The sequence below is a fragment of the Kribbella sp. NPDC056951 genome (assembly GCF_042674205.1).
Classification (GTDB): domain Bacteria; phylum Actinomycetota; class Actinomycetes; order Propionibacteriales; family Kribbellaceae; genus Kribbella; species Kribbella yunnanensis.
Genome location: NZ_JBHUQZ010000004.1, coordinates 421,936 through 442,209, shown reverse-complemented (window position 1 = coordinate 442,209; position 20,274 = coordinate 421,936). Strand labels below are relative to the sequence as shown.

The 20,274-nt window shown below is 67.6% G+C and carries 14 protein-coding genes; 13 read left to right on the top strand and 1 reads right to left on the bottom strand.

Annotated elements, in window-relative coordinates:
* Positions 1-67: 67 nt before the first annotated feature.
* Together ACFTSF_RS20150 and ACFTSF_RS20145 are read left to right on the top strand one after the other, a co-directional pair.
* Entirely contained in the window at positions 68-6,370 is a 6,303-nt protein-coding gene (locus ACFTSF_RS20150) for an RHS repeat-associated core domain-containing protein (protein ID WP_380155166.1), read from the top strand.
* Between the two features lie 22 nt (positions 6,371-6,392).
* Positions 6,393-7,133, top strand: a complete 741-nt coding sequence (locus ACFTSF_RS20145; RefSeq protein ID WP_380155165.1) for a hypothetical protein — start codon at positions 6,393-6,395, stop codon at positions 7,131-7,133.
* Here ACFTSF_RS20145 and ACFTSF_RS20140 read toward each other — a convergent pair.
* Positions 7,130-7,867 (bottom strand): GntR family transcriptional regulator, encoded by a 738-nt coding sequence (locus ACFTSF_RS20140; RefSeq protein ID WP_344157925.1) that lies wholly within the window; start codon positions 7,865-7,867, stop codon positions 7,130-7,132. The two genes, ACFTSF_RS20145 and ACFTSF_RS20140, sit on opposite strands and share 4 nt — an antisense overlap.
* 172 nt (positions 7,868-8,039) lie before the next feature.
* Here ACFTSF_RS20140 and ACFTSF_RS20135 point away from each other — a divergent pair, with 172 nt between their 5' ends.
* The 11 genes from ACFTSF_RS20135 (at position 8,040) to ACFTSF_RS20085 (ending at position 20,274) form a co-directional block, all read left to right on the top strand.
* Positions 8,040-9,032, top strand: a complete 993-nt coding sequence (locus ACFTSF_RS20135) for a Gfo/Idh/MocA family oxidoreductase (RefSeq protein WP_380155164.1) — start codon at positions 8,040-8,042, stop codon at positions 9,030-9,032.
* Positions 9,033-9,068: 36 nt separating this feature from the next.
* Entirely contained in the window at positions 9,069-9,953 is an 885-nt protein-coding gene (locus ACFTSF_RS20130; RefSeq protein WP_380155163.1) for a sugar phosphate isomerase/epimerase family protein, read from the top strand.
* A 34-nt stretch (positions 9,954-9,987) separates the two neighbouring features.
* Entirely contained in the window at positions 9,988-10,929 is a 942-nt protein-coding gene (iolC, locus tag ACFTSF_RS20125; protein ID WP_380155162.1) for a 5-dehydro-2-deoxygluconokinase, read from the top strand.
* 647 nt (positions 10,930-11,576) lie between these two features.
* On the top strand, positions 11,577-12,461 hold the full coding sequence (locus ACFTSF_RS20120) for a deoxyribose-phosphate aldolase (protein WP_380155297.1): 885 nt from the start codon (positions 11,577-11,579) through the stop codon (positions 12,459-12,461).
* A gap of 52 nt (positions 12,462-12,513) precedes the next feature.
* On the top strand, positions 12,514-13,431 hold the full coding sequence (gene iolB / locus ACFTSF_RS20115) for a 5-deoxy-glucuronate isomerase (RefSeq protein WP_380155161.1): 918 nt from the start codon (positions 12,514-12,516) through the stop codon (positions 13,429-13,431).
* Positions 13,428-15,338, top strand: a complete 1,911-nt coding sequence (iolD, locus tag ACFTSF_RS20110) for a 3D-(3,5/4)-trihydroxycyclohexane-1,2-dione acylhydrolase (decyclizing) (protein ID WP_380155160.1) — start codon at positions 13,428-13,430, stop codon at positions 15,336-15,338. Before iolB ends, iolD begins: the two co-directional genes overlap by 4 nt.
* 3 nt (positions 15,339-15,341) lie before the next feature.
* Complete coding sequence (locus ACFTSF_RS20105) at positions 15,342-16,235, top strand: sugar phosphate isomerase/epimerase family protein (protein ID WP_380155159.1); 894 nt, start codon at positions 15,342-15,344, stop codon at positions 16,233-16,235.
* 84 nt (positions 16,236-16,319) lie between these two features.
* A complete protein-coding gene (locus ACFTSF_RS20100; protein ID WP_344157947.1) occupies positions 16,320-17,315 on the top strand; it encodes a substrate-binding domain-containing protein in 996 nt (331 codons plus the stop codon).
* Between the two features lie 9 nt (positions 17,316-17,324).
* On the top strand, positions 17,325-18,371 hold the full coding sequence (locus tag ACFTSF_RS20095; RefSeq protein ID WP_344157950.1) for an ABC transporter permease: 1,047 nt from the start codon (positions 17,325-17,327) through the stop codon (positions 18,369-18,371).
* On the top strand, positions 18,368-19,237 hold the full coding sequence (locus ACFTSF_RS20090) for an ATP-binding cassette domain-containing protein (protein ID WP_344157953.1): 870 nt from the start codon (positions 18,368-18,370) through the stop codon (positions 19,235-19,237). The genes ACFTSF_RS20095 and ACFTSF_RS20090 overlap by 4 nt, the downstream gene beginning before the upstream one ends.
* Entirely contained in the window at positions 19,234-20,274 is a 1,041-nt protein-coding gene (locus ACFTSF_RS20085) for a Gfo/Idh/MocA family protein (protein ID WP_380155158.1), read from the top strand. Before ACFTSF_RS20090 ends, ACFTSF_RS20085 begins: the two co-directional genes overlap by 4 nt.

Below are 20,274 nucleotides of genomic sequence, written 5' to 3'. Positions count from 1 at the left end.
AGAGGTTTGATCACGTCGCGTTTACGCCCGAACGCGACGTGACGCCAACGCTCTGGGGGAGTGCGGCATGCGTTCGTCCCGCCCGAAATCGTTCACTGCAAGCGTTCTGGCCCTCGCCGTAGTGGTCACCGGTCTACAAGGACCACCGGCCGCGGCGGCCGATCCGAAGAAACCCGATCCGGTCTCGGCCGATAATTCGGTCATCTCCGTATCGGCCCGGACAGTGCCGACACAGCTCGATCCGTCCACGGCCGGCACCGCCAGGCCGCAGGCGACACCGACGAAGGTTGTCTGGCCCGCCGCGGCCACCGCCTCCGTCAACCTCTCCGGCTCCAGCCGCTCCCGTAGCGCTGGAGCCGTTTCCTTGCGCCCGGTCGCCGGTGGTCCGGACCAGGTCACCGTCGCGACGTACGACCGCACGGTCGCCGAGAAGCTCGGCGGACACGGACTCGCGCTGCAGCTCACCCGCGCCGACGGCAGCCGCCGTACGGCGTCGGTCGGTGTCAGCGTCGACGTCGGCGGCTTCGCCGAGGCGTACGGCGGGAACTTCGAGTCCCGCCTGCGGTTGATCGCCAAGCCTGCTTGCGCTCTGAAGACCCCGGCAGCGGCCGCGTGTGCAAGCAGCCGACCGGTGCCGAGCAAGATCGACCTGGTCAACCACAAGCTGACCGCGACACTTCCGGTCGCTCAGCAAGGCATGGTGTACGTCGTCGCAGCCGCCCCGAGCGGTGAGGCCGGCTCGTACACGGCGACCAAGCTCTCGTCGTCGAGCAAGTGGTCCGTCGGCCTGCAGTCGGGTGACTTCAACTGGAGTTACCCGATTCCGAAGGTCGCTGCGATCTCCGGTAAGGCACCCGACCTGGACCTGTCCTACTCGTCGCAGTCCGTCGACGGCATGACCGCCTCCGAGAACGCGCAGCCCTCCTGGGCGGGCCTCGGCTGGAACCTCGACACGCCGTACCTGGAGCGCCGCTACAACGGCTGCTCGGACGACGGCGGCGACACCGGCGACCTGTGCTGGGCCGGCGAACAGCTGATGCTGTCCCTCGAAGGCACCTCCTCCGAGCTCGTCAAGGACAAGGCCGCCGGCGGTGACATCTGGCGGGCGAAGCAGGACCCGGGCTGGAAGGTGGAACGCAAGAAGGACGCCGACAACGGCGACAACGACGGCGAGTACTGGGTCGTCCGGACGCCGCAGGGGATGACGTTCACCTTCGGTCGCGGCAAGCAGGCGACCACCGGTACGGCGACCAACTCGGTCTTCACCGTTCCTGTCTTCGGCGACGACGACGGCGAGCCCTGTCACAAGAGCAGTGTCGAGGACTCCTGGTGCACCCAGGCCTGGCGCTGGAACCTCGACGGCGTAGTCGATGCCCACGGCAACAGTACGACGTACTTCTACGATGTCGAGAAGAACAAGTATGCCCGCAACGGCGAGTCCGGTAAGTCGACCGAGTACATCCGCGGCGGCCACGTCCGCGACATCGTCTACTCGCAGCGCTCCGGCGACGAGGGTACGACGGCTCCCGCGCGACTGCACTTCGCGACCGACCTGCGCTGTATCGAGGCGGCCGGTGGATCCGGCACGTGTCCCGCGTTCGACAAGGACCACGCGTCCTCGTACCCCGACGTACCGATGGATCAGGTGTGCACCGGCAGTTGTACCGGCGATGAGCAGAAGTCGCCGAGCTTCTTCACGAACCAGCTGCTGCGCTCGGTCACCGCGCAGCGCAACGACGGCACCGACTTCGTCGATGTCGACCGGGTGGACTTCACCTACTCGTTCCCGGAGCCATCCGACGGGACCAGCGCGTCGCTGTGGCTGGAGAAGTTCCAGCAGGTCGGCCTCGGTGGATCCGGTACCGAGAAGCTGCCTCCGGTCGTGATCGCGGGTCGCGAGTCGCCCAACCGCGTCGACGCTGCGCCAGGAAGCGGCGTACCGAAGCTGCAGAAGTTGCGGGTCAGCACGGTCACCGACGAGCTCGGCCGCCGGGTCGAGGTCGGCTACACCCAGCCCGACGGCTGCACGATCGACACCATCCCCGAGGGCAAGGCCGACACCAACACCAAGACCTGCTTCCCGGGCTGGCGTTCGAACGGCGACAGCTCAGGCTTCGGCTGGTGGCATCGGTACCTGGTCAGCAAGGTCACTGTGGTCGACCAGGCCGGTGGCGCACCGCCGCAGGTCAACGAGTACCGGTACCGAGGCAAGGCGTCGTGGCACTACGACGATGACGACGTGACGCCGGTCAAGCGGAAGACCTGGAGCGACTGGCGCGGCTACGGCTCTGTTGACGTGGTCAAGCTGTCGCAGGCCGCGAAGCCGCTGGAGGTCACCCGGAACCTGTTCTTCCAGGGGATGGACGGCGACCGGCTCGCGAACGGCGACAAGAAGTCCGTCGACGTCACCGACTCGACCGGCGGTTCGGTCAAGGACGTGCCCTGGTTGCGCGGCAAGGAGCGCGAGACGCAGCAATTCGCGCTGGACGCGTCCGGCAACCCGTCGTACGAGCTGGGCGGTTCGCTGCACACGTACACCTCGGCGCACACGACGCCGCTCGAGCCCGGTAAGACCGATCCGGACGACGACGCCCACTTGGTCGTCGAGAGCGAGTCGATCAAGCGGGAGGCAGTCGTCCCCGAGGCTGGCGGCGCGAACACCACCCGAACCACGAAGATGACCACGACGTACGACGACTATGGCCAGGCGACCGACGTTGTCGACACGGCCGGCGCCGACGTTCGCTGTACGCGCACGAGCTATGCACGTGACGACGCCACGATCGGCGACTGGATGCTCGCGTTCCCGTACCGGGTCCGCACGTACGACGGCACCTGTGCCGCGCCGAAGAGCCTGATCTCGTCCAAGGACCAGTACTACGACGGGTCGGACACGGCCGGTGGTCCGGTCAGCAAGGGCGATGTCACCAAGACCGTCTCGGCCGTCACCGCCAGCGGTCCGAACGACATCACCAAGACCACCACCACCTCAGTCACCTTTGACGCCTACGGCCGCAGCCTCACCGAAACCGACGCCAACGGCCACACGAACAAGACCGTCTATGCCCCGGCAACCGGGCAGCCCGTCACCGTCACCGAGACCAACGCCCTCGGCCAGGCCGAAATCACGACGATGGATCCTGATCGCCAGCAGCCGTCGACGGTCAAGGACGCCAACAACCAGGTCACCTCGCAGACCTATGACCCGCTCGGCCGCCTGGCTACGGTCCGGCTGCCGGGTCAGGCCGCGGATGCCCCCGCGGCGAAGGTCTTCAGCTACCAGCTCGACCCGGATCACAAGCAGCCTCCGTTGGTGACCACCAAGGAGCTGCAGTCCGGGACGACCTACGTGACGTCGTGGTCGTTCCTCGACTCGACCGGCCGCGAACGCCAGACCCAAGAGGTCTCGCCGGCGTCGACCGGCGACAAGCCGAAGACGATCATCACCGACACCCGGTACGACGACACGGGCCACGTCGCCGCGGAGACGCTTCCGGTTGTCGTCGACGCTGCCGCGGGGAGTTCGCTCCAGGCAGTGCCGGGTGACCAGGTGGTCGAGACGCGGCACAGCTATGACGCCCTCGGGCGCAACACCAAGGCCGCACACTTTGCCCAGGGCAAGGAATTGTGGAGCTCGTCGACTGCATACCACGGCGATCACCTCCGGACGACTCCGCCCCCAGGTGGTGTGGTGAAGACGTCCTGGGTCGACGTCCGCGGTCGTCAGGTCAAGACCGAGGACGGGACCGGGTCGTCGATCGCAGCCACGACGTACACCTATTACCCATCCGGTCTGCTGGCCAGTACGACGGATCCGGGCGGTCACAAGTCCACATTCAGCTACGACCTGCTCGATCGCAGGACCGAGACCGTGGACGCCGACTCCGGCCGGAGCCGCACTCAGTACGACGATGAGGGGAACGTCCTCGCGACCTGGGACGCGAAGACGCTGGCGTCCGGTCGACCGGGTCCGACGGTGTCCACGCAGTACGACGCCTTGGATCGGCCGACCGCCCGGTACGCCGGTGCGGCCGGGACTGGCGAGAAGATCGCCGCCTGGACGTACGACTCGACCGAGATCGCGAACGGCATCGGCCGTGGGACGGCGCAAACGACGTACTGGAAGGGCAAGGCGTTCACCCGGGCCGCCATCGGGTACGACGCTCGCGGCCGGATCACCGGGCGCAAATGGACGTTCCCGCAGGGAGTGGGCGGTCTGCTGCACGGGTCGTCGTACACGGTGAACTATGGGTACGACGAGGCGGACAACAAGCTCACGACGACGTACCAGGACCCGGCGCTCGGTAATCCGAAGGAGACGATCACCGCCGGGTACGACAACCTGGGGAACCCGACGACGCTGTCCGGTGAGCTGACTGATCCGCTGACTGGCAACACGCACACGGATTCGTACGTCACGTCGACCGGCTACGCGGCTGACGGCAAACTCGCCGGTCGTGAGTATGCGAATGCGCATCACTCACTGCGACGCGCTTACGGCTATGAGCCGCAGACTCAGCGACTGTCCCGGATCCAGACCCTGATCGGCGACGAGAAGGCTGCCCAGGACGACAGCTTCGCCTGGGATCCGGACGGCAACATTCAGCAGATCACCGACGTCACGGGCTCGAAGTCCGTCGCGACCTGCTTCGACTACGACGGACTCAACCGGCTCAACCACAGCTGGACGACGTACCAGACCGACTGTTCGGACGGCTCGTCGGAGACCGTCCACGACGGACCGGCCGGGTACAACCAGTCGTGGACCTACACGCCGGACGGCAACCTGACCTCGGAGACGACGCTCGGGCTGACGAAGAAGTACGCGTACGGCGATCCGGCGCATCCGCACGCGGTGACGAAGGCCGGCGCGGCCGGCTTCAAGTACGACGCGAACGGCGCGATGATCGAGCGGCCCGGTCTGCTCGGTGGGCTGGTTCCGACCAAGCTCGAGTGGGATGCCCAGCAGCGGCTCGAGTCCGAGACCAGCACGCTGGTCAGCGAGACGCAGTTCGTCTACCTGCCGGATGGAACGCGGACGGCTCGGGTTGATCCGCTCGGGGTGACCGCGACGCTGTACATCGACGGCCAGGAACTCACGATCATCGCCGGTGTACTCAAGGCGTCCAGCCGGTTCTACGACCAGGCGGGTGTTGCGGTCGCTGTCCGCCAGACGCTCGGCAACGTGGTCTGGCAGTTGAACGACCAGCAGGGCTCGGCGCAGATTTCGGTTGCCGACGGCACCAGTATCGCGGCTCGCACCTACTACTCGCCGTACGGCGAGATCCGCAACCTGCTGCCGCCACTGCCATCCGAGCACGGCTGGCTGAACAAGATCAAGGATCCGACCACCGGACTGAGCGCACTGGGTGAGCGGTACTACGACGCGACCCTGGGCCGGTTCCTGTCCACCGACCCGGCGACCGACGGATCGTCCGCGCAGGCGGCGAATCCGTACTCGTACGCCGAGAACAACCCGATCACCTACATGGACCCGACCGGTCTGTGGAGTCTGTCGGGTGCCTGGAACGCGGTGAAGAGTGGTGTCAGCAAGGCGGTCGACTGGGTCGACGAGCACAAGGGACTGATCACTAACATCGCAGTCGGCATCGGGGTCGGCATCGCCATCGGCGCGGTCTGCGCGACCGGCGTCGGGTGCCTGATCATGGCTGGTGTCGCAGCCGGCGCTGCCGGTGCGGCGGCCGGGTACGGCGTCGATGTCGCCGAGGGGAAGAAGGACTTCTCCTGGGGTGGTCTGGCCACCGAAGTCGGTGTCGGGGCCGCGGTCGGTGGTCTGACCGCGGGGATCGGCGCAGGTCTCGGAGCCGGGGCCAGAGCGTTGGCCAACACGACCGCGGGCAAGGCGGTGACCGCAGCCGCCAGCAAGGCCGGTACGTCGGTCGCCAATTCCGCAGCCGGACAAGCGATCTCGGGTGCGGCGAAGGCCGCCACCGGTGCGATCAAGACGGCCGGCGGGAGGACAGCGGGCAAGGTCGCCGCGGTCGCCCGGCAGGCGACCGGCAGGGTCGCGCCACGAACTGCACGAGATATCGCGGCCAAACCGATGGCGCCGGCTGCCAAGTCACTGGCGCGCAAGATCGGGAACAGCCCGACCCAGAATGCCCAGCTGCAGAACGACATCCGCGCACTCCGCGCGCGCGGTGCCACCGACATGCGCGTCAACCAGCAGCAGGTCAACATCAACGGCGATCGGGTCGGCGTCAACCGGCCGGACCTCCAATACACTCTGAACGGCCGGCGGCACTACGCGGAGTACGACGCCCCGCCGCCCGTCCGTGCACCAGGGCACAAGCAACGGATCATCGCGAACGATCCGACGGCCAAGGTGCACCTCTACACGGTTCCGTGATGGCAGCAAGGAGAATGCTGGAGTGATCACGCTTCTGTCCGACCGGTTCGCGCCCACGACCTCGCGGTTCGGGTTTCTCGAGGTGCCACTGGAGGTGGCGGCCGAGGGGCTCCGTGCCTGGCGGCAACAGCTGCACGGGCGGGCGAAGGCGGTACCGGTCGGCGGGAGTCTCCCGGAGATGCTCGAGCGGCTGCCACCACTGACAGGTGGTGTGCGGCCGCGCGAGCTCCTCGTCGGCACAGTGGGGGACCGCTGGACGGCGTACTTCGACTGTGGGTTCCAGGGCACTGATGCGGTGAGCACGGTCGGGTATCTGACCGAGGAGCTGAAGTGCCACGGACTCGCTCTCGACTCGACGCCGCACACGTTCGGTACTGGGCTGGAGACGCCGGGACGGTATGGCGCGGTGCAGTTCGAGCTGTTCGGGCCGTTGCCGACCGACTTCCTGAACTACGTCCGGACGATCTCGGCTTCGCACGACGGTAGCCGGTGGAGTTTCGAGGCTTCCGGAACCGTCCAGGCGTTCGAGCAGCCGGATCGGTACCAGGCTCGGACTGTGCGCTCGCGTTTTACTTCAGAGCTGCTTGCCGAGTACGCCGCCGCGCTCGGTGTCCGTCCGTTCGACGAAGACTTCTACGCCGACCGGGGAGTCCTCATCGAGACGCGTCAGAAGGTGCCGCGCAAGGGTCATGCGATGTCGCTTGCGGACACTCAGCATTACTGGGGCATCGTGCCCGGCGTGGCCTCGGAGATCCCTGGCTAGCGTTCGGAGACCAGTACGTCGACCGAGTACTGGTCGGCGCGGTAGCAGTGGCTGCCGTATTCGACGGGTGCTCCGTCGGCGTCGTACGCGGATCGGGTCATGGTGACCAGGGGCTCGGCCTTGGACATGTGGAGGGTACGGCGTTCCTCGGCGGTCGCGTTGCGGGCACCGATGCGCTGGCGGGCGACGGTCGGCCGAATCCCGCGGGCGCGGAGGACGGCGTACAGGCCGTCGCGCTCAAGGTCTGCGGTGGTCAGGTCGTTGAGTGCCGGGGGCAACCAGTTGCGCAGGATCGCGAGCGGCTGGTCACCGGCGTACCGGAGGCGGACGATCGAGACCAACGGGGTGCCGGTGGGCAGCCCGAGCATCTCGGCGGCGCGGTCGTCGTGGGCCTCGGTGGTCAACGACAGTACGTCGGTGCGCGGGGTGCGGCCCTCGCGGATCAGGTCGTCGTACAGGCTGGTCAGCTCGGCCTTGCGGTGCACCATGCGGTTGGCGACGGTGGTGCCGATCCCGCGGCGGCGGACCAGCAGGCCTTTGTTGACCAGCTCGGAGATCGCGCGGCGCACGGTCGGCCGGGACAGGCCGAGGCGGTCCGACATGGCGATCTCGTTCTCGAATGGGTCGCCGGGGCGCAGGGTGCCGCCGCTGATCGCAGCAGTCAGCTGCTCGGCGAGCTGGTGGTAGAGCGGCACCGGGCTCGTCCGATCGATGCTGATCGGGAGGGTCGCCATGGCCCGGGATATTACATGCCTCAGGTATGTATGTCTCTACGTGCGAATGTGTTAACAAACTATTGACACCTTGGTGTGCAGCCAGGAAGGCTGGCGGCGGTGGATCGGGTGCCGGCGGCGCGCGTCGTCGGGTGCGGCCGGTGGTCGGAGTGTGGACGGGAGAGGGCAGCGGATGCGGATCGGGTTGGTTGGGGTCGGGCGGATCGGGGCGTTCCATGCCTCGACGCTCCAAGGGTTACCGGCGGTGGATCAGGTGGTCGTCGCCGATGCTGACCCCTCCCGGGCCGAGACCGTGGCGAAGGAGCTCGGTCTCGGGTTCGCCCCCGATGTCGCTTCTCTTCTTGCTTCCGACCTGGACGGTTTCGTGATCGCGGCGGCGACCGGAGCGCACGCTGAGCTCATCGCGGCGGGGGTGGCGGCCGGCGTACCGACGTTTTGTGAGAAGCCGGTGGCGCTTGATCTGGCTGAGACTCAGCGGGTGGTCGAGCTGGTCGAGGCCGGTGGGGTGCCGGTGCACATCGGGTTCCAGCGGCGGTTCGATGCGGGGTATCAGGCCGCGCGGGCCGCGGTTGAGTCCGGCGAGCTCGGCTTCGTGCACCACATCCGCGCGAACACGAACGACGCGTTCCCGCCGCACCGCGAGTACATCCCGCAGAGCGGCGGCTTCTTCCGCGACTGCTCGGTCCACGACTTCGACATCATCCGGTACGTCACCGGGCGCGAGGTCGTCAGCGTGTACGCGACCGGCGCGAACCGCGGCGAGGCCTTCTTCGGCGAGGCCGGTGACGTCGACTCCGCGGCGGCGCTGCTCACCCTTGACGACGGGACCTTCGCGATCGTGAGCGGGACGCGCTACAACGCGGCCGGCCACGACGTGCGGATGGAGCTGCAGGGCAGTCTGGGGTCTATCGCGGTCGGGCTCGACGAGCACACCGCTCTTCGGTCGGCCGAGCCCGGCGTGAACTTCCCACCCGGTCCGCCGCATCTCACCTTCATGGATCGCTTCCAGCCGGCGTACGTGGCCGAACTGACCGCCTTCACCGAAGTGGCCGCCGGGACGCGTGACGTGCCGTGCACGGTCCGCGACGCACTCGCGGCGTTCCGGATCGCCGATGCCTGTGAGCTTTCTCGCCACGAGAACCGTGTTGTCACCGTTTCTGCCTGACCCACCTTGTTGCTGCGATAGAGGAGACTGTGCTCGATGACTGACCTGGCTGCCCGGATCGCGGGTGCTCCGATCTCGTGGGGTGTCTGCGAAGTTCCCGGCTGGGGCTATCAGTACGACGCCGAGACCGTCCTGGCCGAGATGCGCGCCGTCGGGCTCGCCGCGACCGAGTTCGGGCCGGACGGGTTCCTGCCCGAGGATCCAGCCGAGAAGGCGAAGACGCTGGCCGACGTCGGGCTGCGGGCGGTGGGCGGGTTCGTGCCCGTCGTACTGCACGATCCGGCGCACGATCCCGCACCTGAGGTCGCTGCCGCGCTCGAGGGGTTTGTGGCTGCTGGCGCTGGGACGCTGGTCCTGGCGGCCGCCACCGGTAGCGATGGGTACGACGACCGCCCGGTGCTGGACGAGACCGGGTGGAGCACGCTGCTCGGCAACCTGGACAAGCTGTCCGCACTGGCAGCCCGGAGCGGTGTGCTGGCGACCATCCACCCGCACGTCGGAACCATGGTCGAGAACGCTGCTGAGGTCGACCGGGTGCTGCAGGGCTCGTCGATCGGGCTCACGCTGGACACCGGCCACCTGCTGATCGGCGGGGTCGACCCGGTCGCACTGACGCTGGCTCACGCGGACCGCATCAGGCACACGCATCTGAAGGACGTGGATGCCGCCTGGGCCGCGAAGGTGCAGTCGGGTGAGGTTTCGTACACGGACGCGGTACGCGAAGGCATGTACCGTCCGCTCGGGCACGGTGACATCGACCTCGGTGCGATCGTGAGCACGCTGGAGAAAGCTGGGTACGACGGCTGGTACGTGCTGGAGCAGGACACCATCCTGCAGGACCGCCCGGCCGACGAGGGCCCGGTGGTCGACGTACGAGTGAGTATCGCGCACCTGCGCGCGATCGCGGAGGCTGTCGGATGAGCTGGGACGCTGCTGTTGTGAGACGGGGACTTTGATGGCGGACGACGTACTGACGATCGGTCGTATCGGGGTAGACCTGTACCCGCTGCAGATCGGCACGCATCTGGAGGACGTGACCTCGTTCGGGAAGTTCCTGGGCGGGAGTGCCACCAACGTCGCGGTAGCCGCGGCCCGGCACGGACGGAAGTCCGCGGTGATCAGCCGAACCGGGAATGACCCGTTCGGCACCTTCATCCACTCGTCGCTGCGCGAACTCGGCGTGGACGACCGCTTCGTCACCCCGGTGGAGGGGTTGCCGACGCCGATCACATTCTGCGAGATCTTCCCGCCGGACAACTTCCCGCTCTACTTCTACCGCTTCCCGAAGGCCCCGGACCTGGTCATCAACCCGTCCGAACTGGACCTGGACGCGATCCGCGACGCCTCGATCTACTGGTCGACGGTCACCGGGTTGTCCGCGGAACCGTCGCGCTCCGCCCACTTCGCCGCCTGGGAGGCGCGCGGGCGCCGCCCGATCACCGTGCTGGACCTGGACTACCGCCCGATGTTCTGGGCCGACCCGAGCGAGGCGCACGCCCAGGTCAGCCGCGCTCTGGACTACTGCACAGTTGCCGTCGGCAACCGCGAGGAGTGCGAGGTCGCAGTAGGCGAGACGGACCCTGACAAGGCCGCTCAAGCCCTACTGGACCGCGGCCTGGAGCTCGCCGTAGTCAAGCAAGGCCCCAAAGGCACCCTCGCCCGCACCCGCGACGAACGCGTCGAGGTCCCGCCCCACCCGGTAGAAGTAGTCAACGGCCTGGGCGCCGGCGACGGCTTCGGCGGAGCCCTCTGCCACGGCCTACTAGCTGGCTGGCCCCTGGAGAAAATCATCCGCTTCGCCAACACAGCAGGCGCCATAGTCGCCTCCCGCCTCGAATGCTCCACCGCCATGCCCACCACCACCGAGGTCCTCACCACGATGGGTGAAAACGCATGACCGACTCCCGCCGCCCCATCCCCGTAAACCGCCCCACCCAGGGTGAGCCGCAGCCCGACCAGGTCAGCCCCACGGACCCCACCGTCGTACAGCGTGTGGTCCCACCAGCTGCTCCGCCGAGCGAGGTAAGCCCAACGGACCCCACGGTCGTGCAATCGGTGCAAGCGGCCCGGGCCCGGCGGCGGGCCGGGATGCCGAACGATCCGACGATCGTGGCGCGCGTACAGGTTCCCGGTGCCGACGACCCGACGACCGTGGTTCCGATGAACGAACCGGCCCGTACGACGGACGAACCAACCATGACCGTGGCCGCAAACGACCCAACCGTCGTCGTACCGACCGCACCTGCAGTCGGCCACCCGGCCGCCACCTACGCCGGTCCTGACGACCCAACCGTCGCCGTGCCAACCACCCCATCCGAGGCCAGCGGTCCCGCGCACCCACCACCCCCGAACGTGGTGGCGGCCGCGCCCGGAGTTGCTTACCCCGCTGACGAGCCGACGGTTGTCGCGTCGGCTTCGGGTGGGCAGGGGCGGGTGGTGCCTGCGGTGGATTCTTGGCATCCGGCGACGGAGGGTGGACGGCCGCGTCCGGCTGCGGATCCGGTTGGACGGTCCGAGGCAGCGCGCACCGGGCGCGACGATCTGTTGGCTCGATTGGACGAGTTGACGGAGATCCGGGTGCGGCAGCCGGAGCGGATTGCTGAGGCTTGGCAGCGTCGTCGTACCCGCGAACTGGTGGGCTCGGACGGCCGACTGCTGATCGTCGCCGCGGACCACCCGGCTCGTGGTGCACTGGGTGTTCGCGACGATCACTTCGCGATGGGCAGCCGCCCCGGCCTGATCGCACGACTGATGACGGCACTTGAGCGACCCGGCGTTGACGGCGTACTGGCGACTCCCGACGTACTGGAAGACCTTCTGCTGCTTGGTGCTCTGGAAGGCAAGGTCGTCATCGGTTCGATGAACCGCGGCGGTCTGCAGGGCTCGGCCTTCGAACTCGACGACCGCTTCACCGCCTACGGTTCCGCCGCGGACATCGCGTCGCGCCGACTCGACGGTGGCAAGATGCTGACCCGGATCGATCTCGCCGACCCCGGCACGGTCGCCACCCTGGAAGCCAGCGCGAAGGCCGTCACCGAGCTCGCCGAACACAAGCTGATGGCGATGGTCGAACCGTTCTGGTCGACCCGCAAGGACGGCCGCGTCACGAACGTCCTCGACGCCGACTCGGTCATCAAGTCCGTCCACATCGCCGCAGGCCTAGGCGCAACAAGCGCCTACACCTGGCTCAAGCTCCCAGTCGTCGACAACCTCGAACGCGTGATGGACGCGACCACCCTGCCCACGCTCCTCCTAGGCGGTGACCCGACGATCGCCCCCGAGGAAACCTACGCACGCTGGGGCAAAGCACTCACCCTCCCCTCGGTCCGCGGTCTGGTGGTCGGCAGGGCACTCCTCTTCCCACCCGACGGCAACGTCGCCTACGCCGTAGACCAAGCCGCCTCCCTCGTCCACGGAGCCACCGCATGATCCGCCTGGCCAAGGACACCAGCCGCGTGGCCTACACCCACGGAGGTGTGATGTGACGGAATGGTTCAAGCCGGCGGGTAGTACAGCTCGCGATGGGTTTGATGTGGCAGTCACCCCGGGCGACAAGGAGTGGGAGTACAGCGGCTTGTACGTCGCCACGCTGCACCCGGGGCAATCGGTCGAGTTCGACACCGAGGACTGCGAGTACCTGGTGCTCCCGCTCAGCGGGTCGGCCGAAGTTGTCGTGGACGGCGAGACCGTGCCGCTTGGTGGACGGGCCGACGTGTTCGCCGGGCCGACCGACTTCGCGTACGTCCCGCGGGGAACCACCGTCGCGGTCACCAGCGCAGGCGGTGCACGCATCGCCTTCCCACACGCGAAGGCGGCGAACGACTACCCCTTCCGCCGGATCGGTACCGAGCAGGTGGAGTCCGAGCTACGTGGTGCGGGGGTCTCGTCCCGCCAAGTGCGCAACTTCGGTACGCCGGGGGTTCTCGAGGCCGACTCGATGATCGCCTGCGAAGTTCTCACCCCGGCAGGGAACTGGTCGTCGTACCCGCCGCACAAGCACGACGAGCACAAGCCTGGTAAGGAAAGTGTGCTCGAGGAGATCTATTACTTCGAGCTGCAGCTGTCCGACGCGGCCCCGGTAGGTGTCCAGGGCAACGACCCGATCGGTTACCAGCGGGTCTACGGCACCGCGGACCGGCCGATCGACGTGCTTGCGGAGGTCCGCAACGGCGATCTGGTCCTGGTACCTCATGGGTGGCATGGTCCTGCGATGGCGCCTCCTGGCTATGACATGTACTACCTGAACGTGATGGCCGGCCCCGGTGCCGAGCGCGAGTGGCTGATCACCGACGACCCGCAACACGGCTGGGTCCGCGAGCTGTGGGCGACCCAGCAGATCGATCCCCGCCTGCCCTTCGAACAAGCACTGCCTTTCGGAGCTGAAGGAGAAGAGTCATGACGGTGCGCCTCACGGTCGCGCAGGCGTTGGTGCGATTCCTGAGCGTCCAGTACTCGGAGCGCGACGGAGTCCGGCAGCGGTTGATCGCCGGCACCTTGGGCATCTTCGGGCACGGGAACGTTGCGGGTGTCGGCCAGGCACTGCTGCAGGCCGAGCTCGAGGACCCGACGGCTCTGCCGTACATCCTGTCCCGCAACGAGCAGGCCATGGTGCACACCGCGGCCGCCTTCGCCCGCACCCGCGACCGGCTCCAGACCTACGCCTGCACAGCAAGCGTCGGCCCAGGCTCGACCAACATGGTCACCGGCGCGGCCTTGGCCACGATCAACCGGCTCCCGGTTCTGATCCTCCCTTCGGATGTGTTCGCAACCCGGGTGGCGACTCCCGTGCTGCAGGAGCTGGAGAGCTTCGGCGCCGGCGACGTCTCGGTGAACGACGCCTTCCGCCCGGTCTCGAAGTACTTCGACCGGGTCTGGCGCCCCGAGCAACTTCCCTCAGCCTTGCTGAACGCGATGCGCGTGCTCACCGACCCGGTCGAGACCGGTGCGGTGACGCTGGCGCTTCCGCAGGACGTGCAGGCCGAGGCCTACGACTGGCCGGAGGAGCTCTTCGCCGAGCGCACCTGGTACGTCGCGCGCCCGTTGCCGGAAGCATCAATTGTCGACAAGGCGGTAGATCTCCTACGGTCCGCGCAGCGGCCGTTGATCGTCGCCGGTGGCGGTGTGCACTACTCCGGTGCCGAGGACGCGCTGCGCGCCTTCGCGCAAGCGACCGGCATCCCGGTCGCGGAAACCCAGGCAGGTAAGGGATCGTTGACCTACGACCACCCGCAGTCGATGGGTGCGGTCGGCTCGACCGGTACGACGGCAGCGAACGCGCTGGCCCGTGAGGCCGACCTGGTGATCGGTATCGGCACCCGCTACAGCGACTTCACGACGGCCTCCCGGACCGCCTTCGCCAATCCGGCGGTGCGCTTCGTGAACATCAACGTGGCGCGCTTCGACAGTGCCAAACATGCCGGCCTTCCTTTCGTCGCGGATGCGCGGGAAGCCCTTGTGTCGTTGGGATCCGCGCTCGGTGACTGGTCCGTGGACAGCCAGTACACCTCGACGGCCACGGAACTCTCAAGGAACTGGGACGGCATTGTCTCGGCACATTACAACCCCTCCGCCGAGGTGACCGGGAAGTTGGCCAACGGCCTGCTCACCCAGGGCCAGGTTCTCGGTGCCGTCAACGAATTGTCGGCGCCGTCTGATGTAGTCGTGTGTGCCGCCGGATCGATGCCCGGCGACCTGCACAAACTCTGGCGGACCCGCGACCCGAAGGGATACCACGTCGAATATGGCTTCTCCTGCATGGGTTACGAGATCGCCGGCGGTCTGGGTGTCCGCCTCGCCGCGCCGGAGCGCGATGTCTTCGTCATGGTCGGCGACGGGTCGTATCTGATGATGTCGAGTGAGCTGGCCACCGCCGTCCAGGAGAACCTGAAGATCATCGTCGTCCTGGTGCAGAACCACGGCTTCGCGTCGATCGGTGCCCTCTCGGAATCACTGGGTTCGCAGCGGTTCGGCACGGCATACCGGAAGCGGACCGGCGACGGCCGGCTGGACGGCGACTACCTCCCAGTCGACCTCGCGGCGAATGTCCGCAGCTTCGGGATCGAGGTGCTCGACGTGCACAGCCGGGATGAGCTGGACAAGGCGATCCACACCGCCAAGGCGGCGACGGGACCGATCGCGATCCACGTCACGACCGACCCGCTGATCGGTTCGCCGGACAGTGAGGCGTGGTGGGACGTTCCGGTGAGCGAGGTGTCCGAGCTGCAATCCACCCAGGCCGCCGCGGCGTCGTACCAGGAGAGCAAGAAGGCTCAGCACGGATACCTCGCACCAGTCGAGGGCGACTGACACATGGCAGCTATCAACGTCGGTACGGCGCCGGACTCGTGGGGAGTCTGGTTCGCCGACAACCCGCGGCAGACACCGTGGACCCGGTTCCTCGACGAGGTCGTCGAGGCTGGTTACACGCGGATCGAGCTGGGTCCGTACGGCTATCTGCCGACCGACAAGGCCCAGCTGAAGGCAGAGCTCGACCAGCGTGGCCTCACCATGACGGCCGGTACGACGTTCGAGCAGCTGCACCGGCCCGATGGCTGGGAGTCGACCTGGCAGGGTGTCGCGCCGACCGCCGAGTTGGCCGCGGCGATGGGCGCCAAGCACCTCGTCGTGATGCCGTCGATGTGGCGAGATGCCGATGGCAGCATCACCGAGGAGCGCCTCGATCACGCCGGCCAGGCCGCGCACGGCAAGCAGGTGAGCGAGCTCGGTCGCCGGGTCGCGGAGGAGTTCGGTGTCCGGCTGCAGTACCACCCGCACGCGGATGGTCATGTGGACAACCAGGACACGGTCGAGCGCTTTCTCGAGGAGACGGACCCGCAACACGTCGGCCTGTGTCTGGACACCGGTCACATCAGCTACTGCGGCGGCGACAACCTCGAGCTCATCCGCAAGTACCCGGACCGCATCGGTTACCTGCACCTCAAGCAGGTGAACCCTGAGGTCCTGGCCGCGATCCAGGGTCAGGAGATCAGCTTCGACCAGGCGATCGAGCGCGGTGTGATGGCCGAGCCACCGCACGGCGTACCGGAGTTTCCGCCGCTGCTGGCGGAGCTCGCCGGGCTCGACGTCGAGCTGTTCGCGATCGTGGAGCAGGACATGTACCCCTGCCCACCGGACGTGCCGCTGCCGATCGCGGCCCGGACGTTGGCCTATCTGAGATCCCACGGGGGTGGCGTATCGGTGTGATGGCCAGCAGAGTGTGAAACTCGCTGGTCCCAACGCAATTCTCCGCGGGTCGACCGCGGAACATCTGAAAGGCTGGTTGGAGTCATGGTTCGGTGGCACAGGAAGGCAGTGGCCGCGAGCGCGGCGGTCGTGCTCGTCACGGCACTCGCCGCGTGCAGTTCCTCCGGGGGCAAGCAGGAGGAGCAGGGCTCGAGCGGCAGCGGGAGCGGTGTCGCGGACACGCCGCGGATGAAGGTCGCACTGATCACCCACTCGGGGCCCGGTGACACCTTCTGGGACATCGTCCGGCGCGGTGCGGAGGCGGCGGCGAAGAAGGACAACATCGAGCTGCAGTACTCCAGCGACCCCGACGGCGCGGCCCAGGCGAACCTGGTGCAGACCGCGATCGACGCCAAGGTCGACGGGATCGCGCTCACCCTGAACAAGCCGGACGCCGTCATCCCGAACCTGAAGAAGGCGGTCGCGGCCGGGATCCCGGTGACGGTCCTGAACGGCGGGCTCGACAGCTGGAAGGGCACCGGCGCGATCGGGTACTTCGGCCAGGACGAGCGGATCGCCGGGCAGGCGACGGGTGAGAAGCTCAAGGAGCTCGGCGCGAAGAAGGTCATCTGCGTCATCCACGAGCAGGGCAACGTCAGCCTCGAGGCCCGCTGCCAGGGCATCAAGGACAAGTTCGGCGCCGTCGAGAACGTGAACGTCACCGGATCCGACCAGCCCGGGACCGAGGCGACGCTGACCGCGAAGCTGCAGCAGGACAAGACCGCGGACTACGTCGTCGCGCTGAACGCCGGCGTCGCGCTGACCGCGGTCAAGGCGGCCAAGACGGCCGGCTCGGCGGCCAAGGTCGGCAGCTTCGACATGAGCAAGGAGATGGCGAAGGCGGTCCAGGACGGCACTGTGCAGTTCGCTGTCGACCAGCAGCCGTACCTGCAGGGCTACCTCGCGGTGGACGCGATCTGGCTGAACAAGACCAACGGCGACACCATCGGCGGTGGTGAGGCGACCCTGACCGGGCCGGCCTTCATCGACAAGACGAACATCGAGGCCGTCGCGAAGTACGCCGCGGCCGGGACCCGCTGAGGTAGCGCCATGGCATCGACCATCACTTCTCCCGCCGCGGCGGACGACCGGGTCTCGGCCCGGTCCGTCGGGGTGCGGCTGCTCAGCCGGCCCGAGATCGGATCGCTGGTCGGCGCAGCGGTCATCCTGGTGTTCTTCCTGATCGCCGCGCCACCGTTCCGCGACGTCAACAACACCGGCACGATCCTGTACCAGGCCGCGCTGATCGGAGTGATGGCGGTGCCGGTCGCGCTGCTGATGATCGGCGGCGAGTTCGACCTGTCGGCCGGTGTCGCGGTGACGACATCCGGTCTGACGGCCGGCCTGTTCGCCTATCAACTCAGTCTGAACGTGTGGGTCGGCATCCTGCTGGCGCTGGTCGTCTCGTTGGCGGTCGGTGCGTTCAACGGCTGGCTGCTGATGCGGACGGGGTTGCCCAGCTTCCTGGTGACGCTGGGCACCTTCTTCATCCTGCAAGGCCTGAACATCGCCGTCACCCGGCTGGCGTCCGGGGCGGTCGCGTCGAACTCGATCAGCGACATGGACGGCTTCGGGTCCGCCCAGAAGCTGTTCGCCTCGGAGTTCAAGCTGGGCGGCGTGACGATCAAGATCATCATCGTCTGGTGGATCGTGTTCGTCGCGATCGCCGCCTGGGTGCTGCTGAAGACCCAGATCGGGAACTGGATCTTCGCGGTCGGCGGCGACGCCGCGGCGGCCCGGGCGGTCGGCGTACCGGTGCGGAAGGTGAAGATCGGCCTGTTCATGACGGTCGGCTTCTTCGCCTGGTTCGCCGGGATGCAGTTGCTGTTCGTCCAGAACGGCGTGGTGCAGTCCGGTGAGGGCGTCGGCAAGGAGTTCCTCTACATCATCGCCGCGGTGGTCGGCGGCTGCCTGCTCACCGGAGGCTATGGCTCGGTGGTCGGCGGCGCGGTGGGCGCGCTGATCTTCGGCATGGTGCAGCTCGGCGTCGTGTACGCCGGCTGGAACCCCGACTGGTTCAAGGCCTTCCTCGGTGCAATGTTGCTGCTGGCCACCATCGTCAACCTGATCGTCAAGAACCGGGCGGAGGCACGATGACCACCACGGAGAGCTTCGCGTCCGAGGCTACGAACAGCCCGACCACACCGATCGTCCTCCTGGAGGACGTCGGCAAGAGCTACGGCAACATCCACGCATTGCGTGGGGTGTCCCTGTCGGTTCGGCAGGGCGAGATCACCTGTGTGCTCGGCGACAACGGCGCCGGCAAGTCGACGCTGATCAAGATCATCGCCGGCCTGCACGACTACACCTCCGGCACCATGTCGGTGAACGGCGAGGAGCGACACTTCAGCTCGCCGCGGGAGTCGCTGGACAGCGGGATCGCGACCGTCTACCAGGACCTCGCGCTCGCACCCCTGATGTCGGTCTGGCGGAACTTCTTCCTCGGGAATGAGCTCACCCGCGGCCCGTTCCGGCAGCTCGACGAGCGGGCGATGAAGCGGATCGCCGGCGAGGAGCTGACCAAGATGGGGATCTCGATCCCCGACCTGGAGCAGCCGGTCGGCAAGCTGTCGGGCGGTCAGCGGCAGTGTGTCGCGATCGCGCGGGCCATCCACTTCGGCGCCAAGGTGCTGATCCTGGACGAGCCGACCGCGGCGCTGGGCGTAAACCAGTCCGGCGTGGTGCTCAAGTACGTCGTGAAGGCCCGCGACGCCGGGATCGGCGTCATCTTCATCACCCACAATCCGCATCACGCCTACCTGGTCGGCAACCACTTCGTCGTACTGAAGCTCGGACGGGTCGCACTCGACACCCACCGGGCCGACATCACGCTGGAGCAGCTGACCACGGAGATGGCCGGTGGCTCCGAGCTGGAGGCGTTGAGCCACGAGCTGCGCGATCTGGCCCCCGATGCGGTGGCCGAGATCGAGGACGAGACGAACACAGGGGAGAAGGAGCAATGACTGATCTGCGGATCGGCATCGTCGGGGTTGGCGCGATGGGCGCGGACCACGCCGAGCGGATCGTACGGCGGACGTCGGGCGCGCGCCTGGTCGCGGTATCGGACCCGGACACCGCTCGCGCGGAGGAACTCGCGAGCCGGCTCTCGGCCGCCCCGGGTGCTGGTACGTCGCCGAGCGCGGTGCGGGTGGTTGCCGATCCGCTGGCGCTGATCGGCGCGCGTGACGTCGACGCGGTGATCCTTGCGTCACCGGGGTTCGCGCACGCAGAGCAGCTGTTCGCGTGTCTCGAGCACGGCAAACCGGTGCTCTGCGAGAAGCCGCTGACGATGGACGCGGCCTCCTCGCTGCAGGTGGTCGAGGCCGAGCACAAACTCGGCCGGCAGCTCATCCAGGTCGGCTTCATGCGGCGCTTCGACCCCGAGTACGACGCTCTGAAGCAGCTGCTCGATTCCGGGGAGCTCGGCCGCCCGCTGCTGCTGCACAACGTGCACCGCAACAAGGCCAACGGGCCGGGGTTCCGCAGCGAGATGATCGTGCGGGACTCGATGGTGCACGAGGTCGATGTCGCGCGCTGGTTGCTCGACTCCGAGATCAGCAAGATCACCGTGCACGCGCCGAAGCCCACCAGTTCGGTGCCCGAGGGTGTGCTCGATCCGCAGTTCGCTGTGTTCGAGATGGCGAACGGCGCGATGGCCGACGTCGAGGTGTTCGTGAACTTCCAGGTCGGGTACGAAGTGCGCTGCGAGGCGGTTGCCGAGCGCGGGAGCGCGACCATCGGGCTCGGCTCTGGGGTCGTCACCCGGGCCGCGGGACACTGGGGTGGTGCGATGCCGGAGGACTTCCGAATCCGCTTCGACCTTGCGTACGACATCGAGGTGCAGCGTTGGGTCGAGGCGGTCGGACGCGGTGAGATCGACGGCCCGAGCGCTTGGGACGGCTACGCGGCCGCCGCAGTCTGTGAGGCCGGGGTCGCGTCGTTGAGCACCGGTCAACCCGTCACCGTCGACCTTGCCGACCGCCAGGCAGTCCTCGGCTGA